Origin of the sequence: Candidatus Cloacimonas sp. (assembly GCA_039680785.1) — a bacterium.
Taxonomy (GTDB): Bacteria; Cloacimonadota; Cloacimonadia; order Cloacimonadales; family Cloacimonadaceae; genus Cloacimonas.
Genome location: JBDKSF010000027.1, coordinates 1 through 11,378 on the forward strand (window position 1 = coordinate 1; position 11,378 = coordinate 11,378).

Consider the following 11,378-nt stretch of genomic DNA (forward strand, 5'->3'; position numbering starts at 1 on the left):
CAATATAATTAACATTTACCCAGTCCTTTACTTTATCATAAGTATATTCACTGATGATGATCTGAGTGTGTGTTTCATATTCCTTATTCAATCCTTCCAAGCGTGCGCCTAAATTGACGGTATCACCGATGGCAGTATAATCAAAGATTTGTTCACTGCCCAAATTTCCCACAACACACTTGCCGGTATTGATGCCAATTCCGATTTCAAAAATATCGCGACCTTCGTTTTTCCATTTTTCTTGCAGGTGGGAAAGGCATTCTTTCATTTGCAAAGCAGTTTTACAGGCATCCAAAGAATGATTGGGTAAAGGAACCGGGGTTCCGTATAAAGCCATTATTTCATCGCCCACAAATTTATCCAAAATACCATGATTTTGGATTATGACATTAACCATCTCCGTGAGGTATTCGTGTAGAATGTTAACTGTCTCTTCCGGTGAATGGTTTTCAGAATAGGGCGTAAAATTGCGGATATCAGAGAAAAGAACGGTTATTTCTTGCAGCGAGCCACCATATTTCAGATTCTTTGGATTGGTAAGCAATTGATTTACCAATTCCGGAGCGAGATATTGTTGAAAGGCGTTTCTGATAAAGCGTTTTTCTTTCACAGTATCCAAATAGTGATTTACGATGCTGGCAACATAAATAAAAATAAGCAGAGTGACCGTTTGAGCCAATGGACAGATGATTCCGGCTTTACTAAATAGCAAAAAAGCACCCAATAACAAAATAACTATTAAAACAACCAAAGCAATGGCTGAGAACTGTGGTTTTAACAATTTAAACAGAAACCACAAACCAATAAGCAAAACAATTTCTATCAGTAAATAGAGCCAGAAATTAAGTTTTTTTAGATAATTCCCCGCTAAAACCATATCAATGAAATTTGCTTGAATTTCTACTCCCGGAGTCCAGTCCCCGCCATAAGGAGTTGGAAATTTATCATGCAATTCATCAATTGTGGCTCCCACTAAAACTATTTTATCTTTCAGGATTCCACTATTGACCACATCGTAAAATTCGTTTAATTCAGCTCCTTGGTAGCCAGGCATAAAAAAGGTGGAATCATCCAAAACACTGGCGTAAGATATGGTAGGAAAAGTTCCCGCGGGACCTCGAAAATTGATTAGTGATTTGTTTTTAGCGACGATGGGAATTTTTTTATCGGTTAAATTTAATGCCTTGTTATTAACCTTAATATAATCAGCCCAAGCGCTTTGATATACTCTTGAGTTTGCTACGGAGGCAACACCAATGCTGTAAATATTTTTCTGGTCGAACTTTTCAAATAGGGTATATTTGCGAATGAAACCATCCGGGTCAGCAGACATATTTACAATTCCCCAAGGCAACTTAAAATCAATAATAGCTTCAATAGGAGGAATCATTTGAGTTGGTTCCCCGGGATGTTGGGCAGGCAAAATCTTTCCGGCAAAAATTACATTTTTATATTTATCGGCTGTTTCAGCCAACCTATAATCAGTTTCCGGCAAAGAATTTTCTGTAAATTCCACATCAAAAACAATTTGTTTTACTCCTGCCTTATTTAGGTTCTCAATCAATTTGGAATGATATGCTCTTGGGAATGGCCAGGTCTCGTTTAAAGCGCTGAAACTGGCATCATCAATGGCGACGATTACAATGTCTTCCGCTACGGGTATTTTCCCTCTCATTTTAAAAAGCAAATCTTGTGCTTTGCTTTCCAAATTGTTAAAAAAAGGAAAAGCAAAGATGATTTTTACCAATATCAGGATAATGGCAAGGTAAATCAAAACTTTTTTAATTTGCATATAGTCCTCGAAACTTAACCTTGAATAATGTAATTACCAATAAAAGGGCTGGCAAATTCCAAATGGGCAAAGCATTTGCTGAAGCGAAATTCGCCAGCTCATATAATAAAAAGTGGTTATGGTATCTTCTTCCCTAAAGGGGGCATACTTCGTTGCGCAGCATAAAAAATGCTTGGCCAACGCAGTAATAATAGTTTAAACATTGTTTTTTTATTAGAACCGCTGAGTTAGCAGAACTCTCCAAATAAAATTATTATAGTCGGAGCCGGAACCGGGCATATTAATGTAGGTGGCTAATCCGATACTGGTATTAATGCTAAACGATTGAGTTGGATATGCTTCCACTCCTAAAGTATAATTTGCATAATTAGTATATTTAAGAGCTCCCCCTGTTGAAGCTGTCCGAAAATTAAAATAAGGTATAATTCTTTCTTCCAGTAAACTGTAATTTGCTCCTAACATAATATTGCTGTATTTGTTCTTTCTGTCGGTAGCAACAAGAAGATTTTTGTTAGTGGCAAATGACAATGCATATTGCAGAGTTAGAGGTATCATATCAAAACGATTCAACATTGTTAAACTTAAACCGTTGTTTTCGTTATCGGTTATATCTTCACTGGCCTGTTTACTGTTATCGGCACCTATTTTATAACTGATATCAAATTGAGTGGGGACATAGGGAATTTGAGTAATGTTATAACCGATTCCGAAGATTATGCTATGGGACTTATTTTCCCTTTTCTGAAAATCAGATTCAATTTCCTCATTCTCTTCATTTTCGCTTAAGTTATTATAATAGGCAATCTTTAAATATGGAATTTTCTGCAGACGAAGAATGGATTGTAGATACCAAGAATTGGTAGTGTTGGTTTCGCTTTTGTGCTCCAATAAGTTATCTTCAATTATGTTCAATCCTGCGCTCATAATGAAAAAGCGAGAGATATTGAAATTATCCGTAACAGAAATAACTCTGCTATCCTGCATTTGATAATTTGCTCCAAAAGATGTAAAAGCGGATCCTGTTTCAGCATATTGAATGTTTAACAGATTATTCCAAATGATGGTTCTAAAATATGCCAGCCAAGCAATATTAGCACGGCTCGGAATTAAAGGAATCATATTCTTATTGATCACGAATAAATCACTAAAATCTTGTGGATTAACAGGGATGTCTTGATCTAAATACTCTTCCAACTCTTCTTGCGAAATTGCACCCGGAATAATATTAGAATTCAGTAATGAGGCAGCAACTTCGGCTCCGAGAATTATATTTTGTTCAGGGATGCTTAAACGAGTGTCCATTGCCAAAACAGCATTTTCTTGGGCTTTAGTGGAATAAACGGTAGTGCCGTTTCCTTCAGCATCGGTTGTTTCATATTTATAATAAGTGCTATCCAGAGAACTTATTTCGTCTTTATGATGGGTAAGATTGAATCCAACTATGAAGGAATTTTCTTTTCCAAATTGAATGCGAGTTCCCGATGCTTCTTGTTTAAAGGTTCCAGATTTCTGAATTCCATCTACATCAATATCAACATCTCTTTCATTGGTGGTTTTACGAACTGTCTCTCCTTGCGTAAAAGATAACGATACTGATTTTGTGTATAGCCGGGAATATATGCCTCTAATATTTTGCCCGTGAAAAGTTAATTGACTATAAGCAGGGGCATAATCACCTGCAAAGAAATCCAAATGGGGGATATTTAGTCCGATGGTATAACGATTAACAGATTGACTGTTATGATGTTCAAGGGAAGAAAGATAGAGGTCTGTTTGCAGAGCAATCTTTCCATAATTGGCATACAAATCTGCCCAGCTGGAAGCATTGCTTTTTGTTAAGCCGATGGCATCTGCATCAGAATAATCATAATAGTTGGAAGCAAAGTTCAAATCGCCTTCATAGTTAATCCTTTGGGCAAATTTATTAACTGGCAATATTTCCGTTGACCAAATCTCGGAATGAATCTGCTGTTTACCTTTTTGGGCGCGCACTAAACTTTTGATCGTTCCGGCAGAAGGTTTATTGTCTTTATATATGATAAGAGGTGAACTTATATTAGATTGAGATGTAACATTTTTACCATCTACCCAGACCTCAATGGTCTCAGGATCAATTTCGTCAGCTATGGCAAAAAAAGATACAACCAGCATAAAACCATCTTCTGCGGAGGTTATGGGCTCATTGGTAAGGAGAACAAAACCGGGATCTGCATCTCCAAAAGCAATATCTGGTTCTAAAGTATAATTGGGAACGGTCTCATTTTGGGGCGGAAAATATTCGTTGGTTCCTTGTTTCAGTTCTACCACGAAATAATATTCAATTGTCCTGGTAGTTAAATATTTAGCAGGTAAAGTGGCGGTAAAATAGACAGAGCCGGGACCATCCTGTTTCATATTTTCGCTAAACCAGTGTTCTTCTTTATCTATTCTATACATCACTTTGATATTGTCTATATCGCCTAAACCCTGTTGGATTTCCACTTTTAAATCATTCTTTTGGTTGAAAGTATATGTCTGCGGACTGATGTGGAGTAAAGAAACGGCAAAAAACTGTGCACTCAGCAACAGTAAAATTATCAGTAGTAGTTGTTGTTTCATAATTATATCCTCTACCAGGTAATTTCTATGTATTTTGTTTGTCCATCGGGTCCAACAACGGGTATGCTCATTTTTTTATTTTCTTGTTCTTGTTTGGAGGCAATCTCTGCTTGTTCGATTTTCAGAATGTCATCTTTTGTGCTGGGATTAATTTCATAGCTGCCATCTGCTTGAATAATTGCCGTGTTTCCTGCTTTAACTGATTGTGTTTCTTTTTGTTCTAATATTGTCAGCGCTAATTCTCCTTCAGTGACAATGAAAGTGGATTGTCCATTTTCATCAAATTCTGTTAAAAAAGCGGTTCCTTTTACTGAAGCAACCGTAGTTGGCGTTTCTACGGAAAAAGGACCTGTATTGGATTTTATTTGAGTATAGATACTGCCTTTATCCAGTTCCACTTTTTTAGCGAGTTTTTTATTTTGCGTGGAGGCAATAACTCTAACGACGGAATTGGCAAAGACCTTTACAGTTGAGGAGCCATCTATATATTTATATGCGGCAAATGACTCTCCGCCGGTTTTGATTTCATCTTTGTTTAGTAAAAAGTCACCGGTCTTATGAGGAACTACTTTTGTCGCTCTGCGTAAGTCAACTTTACCTTTAGAGGCAGAAATCAAAGCTACGGAATCTTCTGCGGCAAACAAACTTGCAGCTAAAACGACTGTTAATGCAATTAGTAATAATCTTTTCATTTTATGCCTCCTTCATTAATTCTTCAGCTCAACTGAGATGTCTTGACCTTGCAAAGCATCAATTAAATTTATGGCTTCCAATCCACTATAGGTTCTACCGTTGATGATGACGACTCCTACAGGAATATAACCACTTAATTGAAGATTCTGCAAAGTATTATTTTGCAGCATATTAAGATGTGCCTGAAATTCTGAAACAGCGTTATTGGCTTCCTGCTCGGAAACATATTGAAAAATAAACCATTCGCTAAATAATTCATTGCTATCGCCATTTCTCATTATGGGATTATATTCGTTTACCATAGAGGTTGATACTCTCCAAGCATAATAATTTCCATCAGCAAAAGGTAAGAAATCGGAAAATCCGCTGCTTTCATTTTTCCCTACGGGTGTTTCATAAAAGACAGTTCCCGTTCTTTCCACATTATTTATGGTAGGCCTATTTTCTGGAGAATATTCACGAATGACAAGTTTATACTCATTAAATCCAGTTAACTGAGAATTCCATAAAAAAGTTATGGGCAATCCACTTACTTTAACGGGAATTTGTCCGATAGGAATTCCGGGAGAAAGCAAAGTAATATTGCCAGCATTTTGAATGATTATTTTAAATTCTGCCGAAGGTGAATTATCTTCTCCTTCCCAAGACGCATAATCAAATTCGCGCACCCATACTTTAAATCTAAACTCTCCATCAGGAAAATGACCAGCAAGGATAGCTGATTTTAAAGTAGAGCTGGCATTTAAAATATCATCTAAGGATAAGCCGGAACTACCACCTTTGAATTCAAAATTAGGATTTGGTTCAGTAGTTATCAAATCCCGATTTGTCAGACGACAGGAACCTAAAGTATAGTTTTCTTTACTGCAGAAAACTGTTTGAGCTAACAGTAAATTATTCCAGTAGATGGCAACTTTCAGGTCTATGCGAGTAGGAGTTGGATTCGGATTATGAATGGATAGAGTAGTTATAATGGGTTGACTTCCCGGATCCATAGGATCAAAACTCGTTGTGTTAAAACTATTTACTTTAATCATACTGGGCATAAAATTAACTTGCAGATTTGCTTGTGCTGCACAAATAAACGGCAGCAACAAAATGATACCTGAGATAAATAGCAGGCGTTTCATTTTTACCTCCTTTCATTGATGGTAATGTTGATTATTTTTTTTAATAAATCCGGAAAAGACATTCCTGCAGCTTTAGCGGACATAGGAGTTAAAGAAAGAGATGTCATACCGGGCAAAGTATTCACTTCTAAAAAATAGGGTTTAACATCATCGTAACGAAAATCAATTCTGGCATAACCGCTTAAGCCAAATGCTTTCCATAACCTTAATGCATAAAGTTGTAATAGTTTAGCAACCGTTTCTTCCAGATCGGCAGGGGCTTCATAGATTGTTTTTCCGTGTGTGTATTTATTTGTGTAATCATACCAACCCTCAAGGGGCTTTATTTCTACCACGGGATAAGCTTCTGAATCAATTATGGTAACTGTTAACTCTCTGCCGGGTATATATTCTTCTAAAAGAACACTATGAGAATATTGCCTTGCTTTTTGCACGGCAGGTTTCAAATCTTCCAAATTTTCCACTCTGCTAATGCCTACGGAAGAACCAGAATCGTTTGGCTTAACTATTATTGGCAGACCCAATTGATTGGAAAATCCAGAATAATCTTCCGTATCTTGATAGTCCTCCAAAAGGTCTTCTCGCATCATTATATATTTAGGAACAGGAATTCCTTCGCCGATGGCGATCAATTTGGAAATATATTTATCCATACTTAAACAGCTTGCTTTGAAGTTTGAGCCAGTATGTTTTATTCCCGCAAGAGACAATGTTGCCTGTAAAACACCATTTTCTCCGCTTCCTCCATGTAAACCGTTAAAAACCAGAAGTGGCTGTTCTTTTTGTAACGCAGCTAAAAAATCAGATAAATAAGGATAGTCAGCAGGGTCCATTTCGGTAACTAAATAGCCCATAGCTTTCAAAGCTGCAGTTATTTCAGAACCGCTTACCAAGGAGACCTCTCGTTCAGGGGAAGTCCCTCCTTTCAAAACAACAATTTTTTCCATATAAATTTCCTTTTTCTTAAGCTGCCTGGCTCATACTTATATAATAACTATTATCCGACCGGAAAACGAAGATATTTTTTTCTCTTTGCATAATATTTAGGAGCAAATCCGGAAAAAGACCTTCAATTCTAAGTCCAAAGCAGCTTTAAACCTGGCTATATCAGGTTTATTAGCTCCGCAGAAATCAAGTTCCTGCAGATTTTCGTTCTTTAAATATTCGATTAATTTTAGCGTATGTAAGCAGCTTGCTCCATTTTTTAATGCTTCTTTTTCAGTAGTCCGAAAGATCGTATAAGCTTTCTGGCTGTCTTTTAGCAAAATATTGCTGCTGATGATGTTTTTATCCTTCAGCAGATTCATTTGATATGCGATTCCTGCAGAATGAAGAATACTGATGAATGAGCTCAGATCTTGAAAATTGATCCCTGATTCCCATTTTTTCTGATTATGAGTATGCTTTAGTAACTCTATAAATGTGTCTATTGCCAAACCTTCTTCAAAGTTATACATTTGCTTTTCAGCTAAGGATATTTTTCTGCGTTCATCCGGCAGAGGCACTATATTATGTTTGAAGTTATGCACAAAAGTGTAATAAGGCATTGCCGAAAATTGTTGCCAAATAAATCCACGCACATCCAAAGTATCGGGTGATAACATCAGTTTTATGCGTTTGAAGTTTAGTTTCAAATATTTAGCCATTGCTTGCGTTATTTCTAACGCTTCCAGTAATTTTCGCGCTGCCGGCGCATTTTTTTCCAGCCACAGATTTAGTCCTTGATAATATGACAAAAGTGGATGCTTGAAAATACGCAGACCAAATACATTTTTTCCATACAGAGGTAGCACGGCAACTGGACTTTCTCCTTTATAGCAAACCAAATGATAAGGGTTATAACCATTTAAATCAGCCACGGTTTGCATAAAAATAGGTTTGCTCCAAACATTTAAAGGATGTTTGGATATCTCTGCTGGCTTGGTTAATTCAAGTTCAATCATTATACATAAGCATTGATAGTATTCAACAGTTCTTTAAGTTCAAAGGGCTTTACAATATAATCTGAAGCGCCGTCTATAATAGATTGATAAGCATTATCTACAGTAGGGTAACCTGTCATTATCAAACAAAATAGATTAGGGTCCTTTTCCAGAAGGATTTTCATAAGTTCTAATCCATTCATATCGGGCATCATATAATCTATTAAAGCCAGATGATATTTGCCCGGTTCAAATTTTTCCAAAGCATAATAGGCATCTTCAGCTAAATCTACTTCAAATCCATGTGTATATAAAAAATCGCCAATAACTTCTCGCAGCAATCTGTCATCATCAACCAAAAGAATTCTTGGTTTCATAAAAACTCCAATCGTATCGAATATTATCTTATGATTTCATAATAATCCATTAGGTAAAATCGTCAATATAAAAATTCTGAAGCGAGTGCCAAATATGGAACCATATACCATAAATGATAGATGCCAATTGGCCTATTTATAAATAAATTAGCAGTAAATAAAAGTTGAGAGCTGAAATGAAAAGATAAATTAAGGTTACCACACAGTTTTGGTTAGTCAGATAATTTTCCAGCTGTTCATTGTTTTATGGCTTTTTTTGTTTCACACAGCATATTTAGTCACTCTGGCACATAACTCTTTTAAATTTCCCAATATCCTATTTAAAGCTATGCTATTTTATTTTCTTACTTTTGTAGTTGACATAATTGAGCATTTATTTTTGATGGAATTCAGAAAAATAATACGAGGTGAGTATGAAAGGAAAAGTTAAATGGTTTAACAAGAATAAAGGTTATGGCTTTATTATTACAGAAGATAACAAAGAATACTTTGTCCATTGGAAATCTATCGTCACTAATTCTCCCCGGGAACTGAAAGTTTTAGAGCAGGATGAATTGGTTACTTTTGACCTAATGGAAACGGACAAAGGAATTCAGGCAATCAATATTATCAGGGTTAATCCCTGAACGATTACTGCCTAACTTTTTTCAGGGGTAATAACAAATAATATGTTCTTACCCCTTTTTTAACGATGTCATTTCTTCCTATAAATCAATCCGATCTTAAACAAAGAGGTTGGGATGCCGTTGATATCATTATAATCAGCGGAGATGCCTATATAGATCATCCCAGTTTTGCCGCAGCAATTATTGGACGCATTTTAGAGTTTTCCGGTTTTAAAGTTGGCATTATTGCTCAACCCGACTGGAACAAAGATTCAGATTTTACCGTTTTAGGAAAACCGCGTTTATTTTTTGGTATTACTGCAGGCAATATGGATTCTATGATAAATCACTATACAGCCCAAAAAAAAATTCGCAATAATGATGCTTACAGCCCCAATGGCGAGATGGGAAAAAGACCCAATCGTGCCACCATCATTTATACCAATATTTTAAAGCGTCTGTATAAAGATGTTCCAATTGTAATTGGAGGTATAGAATCATCTTTACGCAGAATTGCTCATTACGATTTTTGGCAAGATAAAGTTCGCAACAGTATTCTGGCAGATAGTAAAGCAGATTTTTTGATTTATGGAATGGGTGAGATGCCTGTAACGGATTTAGCCATTGCATTGCAGAAGGGAGAAAAAATCACTGCCATTCAAGATTTGCCTTCCTCGGTTGTTTTTACTGCCTTTCCTCCTTCCGAAAATGATGTCATTTTACCAGAAGCCGAAAAATGTTCGGACAAGAATACCTTTTATCAAATGACCAAGATATTTGAAGAAAACTATAGAACAAAGGTCATCTATCAAAAAAATGCAGGGCGTTGGCTGAAACATAACCCTCCGCGAAAACCGCTGACTACCAATGAAATGGATGCTATTTACGCTCTGCCTTTTGAATATAAACCGCATCCTATTTATCAAGGAAAAAAAATTCCCGCCTTCGAACAGATAAAGGATTCCCTCACTTCTCATCGCGGTTGTTATGGTGGCTGTAATTTTTGTGCAATTTCTTGTCATCAAGGACGGCAAATTCAATCCAGAACAGAGGCATCTCTATTAGCGGAAGCCAAAAAACACAATGGTACAATTTCCGATGTCGGAGGTCCCACAGCCAATATGTATGCTTCCTATTGCCGCAAAAATTTTCCGGATACTTGTAATAGAAAGTCCTGTTTAGTTCCGCAAATTTGTCCCAATTTAGTGATTAACCAATCCGCTCATCTAAAAGTTCTCAATAAAATAAAGGACTTACCTACGATCAAACACCTTTTTATCGCATCGGGGATTCGGCATGATATGGCTTTAACGGATGACAAATATATAGAGGCAATCGCGACAAAATATACTGGAGGCCGTTTAAAACTTGCTCCGGAACATTCTGTCCCCAAGATTCTTCGCCTGATGGGAAAACCGGATATTGATTCCTTTGAGAGATTTTGCACAAAATTTTATCACTTTACCAAAGCAGCAGGCATAAAAAGACAAATCATACCTTATCTTATTATCGGGCATCCGGGAACGACACTGGATGATACATACAAACTTCGTAACTGGTTAATAAAGAATAAATTAACCGTAGAGCAAGTGCAGGAATTCACGCCCACTCCAATGAGTATTTCCACTTGTATGTATTATACTGGCTTGGATTATGAAACAGGAGAACCAATTTATATCCCAAAACCATCAGAAGTTCGCAAGCAGAAGAATTTAATTCTAAATAAGATATAGATACTAAGTTTACACATTACATTAATATACAATATCTATACAATTCTTATATATAGTTGTTACATATATTGTCTTTAACAAGTTAGGCAGAAGTTCAACTATATTTTATCGTAATCGGCAGAGCTAAATTGGTCTTCTTTATTCCTTACTTTAATCCGCTCTGCAGCTGATAACCTTCCCGTAACCAACCCATATCAAAATACGGGATGGTTACGGCTTGTTAATCAGTTTTATAACTGCTAAAAGTAAGCGTCAAATTAGGGCAAAAAAGGAAGGGAAAAAGGGGCAAAAAGAGAAATTAGCGTCGAGGTAAATTTAGTGATTTGTATATTATTGATAAATAGAGAGATAGAGATGCAAAATATATAAAGAAAGTGCTTGACAATAAGCTTATATCATTTAGAATCGCAACAAAATAAGGATCTAAGTTTTATAGCAGATTGATTCTTTCTGGCAAAATCATTAATTATATATATATCAAATTAGGAGATAATAAATTATGCAAAGTTCAACATAAACTGCAAGCAA

The 11,378-nt window shown here is 36.2% G+C and carries 9 protein-coding genes; 2 read left to right on the top strand and 7 right to left on the bottom strand.

Annotated elements, in window-relative coordinates; translation table 11 throughout:
- The 7 genes from ABFC98_01650 to ABFC98_01680 all read right to left on the bottom strand — a co-directional run.
- On the bottom strand, positions 1–1,792 hold a 1,792-nt coding region (locus ABFC98_01650), incomplete at its 3' end, for an adenylate/guanylate cyclase domain-containing protein (protein ID MEN6444733.1).
- Positions 1,793–2,005: 213 nt separating this feature from the next.
- Entirely contained in the window at positions 2,006–4,390 is a 2,385-nt protein-coding gene (locus tag ABFC98_01655) for a hypothetical protein (protein ID MEN6444734.1), read from the bottom strand.
- A gap of 11 nt (positions 4,391–4,401) precedes the next feature.
- Positions 4,402–5,082: a FecR family protein gene (locus ABFC98_01660; protein ID MEN6444735.1), complete on the bottom strand. Its 681-nt coding sequence runs from the start codon at positions 5,080–5,082 to the stop codon at positions 4,402–4,404.
- Positions 5,083–5,097: 15 nt separating this feature from the next.
- The gene (locus tag ABFC98_01665) at positions 5,098–6,213 is read right to left on the bottom strand and encodes a hypothetical protein (protein ID MEN6444736.1); all 1,116 of its coding nucleotides are present in this window, start codon (positions 6,211–6,213) and stop codon (positions 5,098–5,100) included.
- A 2-nt stretch (positions 6,214–6,215) separates the two neighbouring features.
- Positions 6,216–7,160, bottom strand: a complete 945-nt coding sequence (locus tag ABFC98_01670) for a D-alanine--D-alanine ligase (protein MEN6444737.1) — start codon at positions 7,158–7,160, stop codon at positions 6,216–6,218.
- A gap of 96 nt (positions 7,161–7,256) precedes the next feature.
- Positions 7,257–8,156 carry a hypothetical protein gene (locus ABFC98_01675; GenBank protein MEN6444738.1) on the bottom strand — a complete coding sequence of 300 codons (900 nt, stop codon included), beginning with the start codon at positions 8,154–8,156 and terminating at the stop codon, positions 7,257–7,259.
- Entirely contained in the window at positions 8,156–8,512 is a 357-nt protein-coding gene (locus ABFC98_01680; GenBank protein MEN6444739.1) for a response regulator, read from the bottom strand. The genes ABFC98_01675 and ABFC98_01680 overlap by 1 nt, the downstream gene beginning before the upstream one ends.
- 413 nt (positions 8,513–8,925) lie before the next feature.
- On the opposite strand from ABFC98_01680, the gene ABFC98_01685 reads away from it, so the two are divergent.
- Positions 8,926–9,138 carry a cold shock domain-containing protein gene (locus tag ABFC98_01685; GenBank protein MEN6444740.1) on the top strand — a complete coding sequence of 71 codons (213 nt, stop codon included), beginning with the start codon at positions 8,926–8,928 and terminating at the stop codon, positions 9,136–9,138.
- Positions 9,139–9,203: 65 nt separating this feature from the next.
- Entirely contained in the window at positions 9,204–10,850 is a 1,647-nt protein-coding gene (locus ABFC98_01690; GenBank protein MEN6444741.1) for a YgiQ family radical SAM protein, read from the top strand.
- Positions 10,851–11,378 lie beyond the last annotated feature (528 nt).